Here is a 433-nt window from a genome sequence, read left to right as displayed (position 1 = left end):
ACCGAGACCAGTCCGATGTGCGTCCTCTCGCATCCGCCACGCGCCACCCCGCCCCGTGACGAAGCCTCGTGGCGCGCCAAGAGTGGCAGGCCGGTAGCGGGGATCGAGGTCCGGATCGTCGATGACGAAGGTCGTCCGCTTGAGCACGATGGGAGTGCGGTCGGCCGGCTTCAGGTGCGTGGCCCCTGGGTTACTGCCAGCTACCACAAGATACCATGCCAGACGACAACGGACGGGTGGTTCGATACCGGCGATGTCGGGATGATCGATCCGCTCGGCTATGTGGAAGTCACGGACCGCACCAAAGATCTGATCAAGTCCGGCGGTGAATGGATTTCCTCGGTCGAACTTGAGAACGAACTCTGCGCCATTCCCGGGGTCGCCGAGGTCGCGGTCGTGGCGGTCGCGGATCCGCGCTGGGAGGAACGTCCCC

Annotated in this window: 1 protein-coding gene; it reads left to right on the top strand. The window is 64.9% G+C overall.

The window, feature by feature from the left end:
- A partial coding sequence (locus LK12_RS23465; RefSeq protein WP_039290833.1) for an AMP-binding protein occupies positions 1-433 on the top strand: 433 nt, incomplete at both ends.

The organism is Novosphingobium malaysiense, assembly GCF_000802225.1.
Classification (GTDB): domain Bacteria; phylum Pseudomonadota; class Alphaproteobacteria; order Sphingomonadales; family Sphingomonadaceae; genus Novosphingobium; species Novosphingobium malaysiense.
This window is presented reverse-complemented; position numbering and strand designations above follow the sequence as displayed.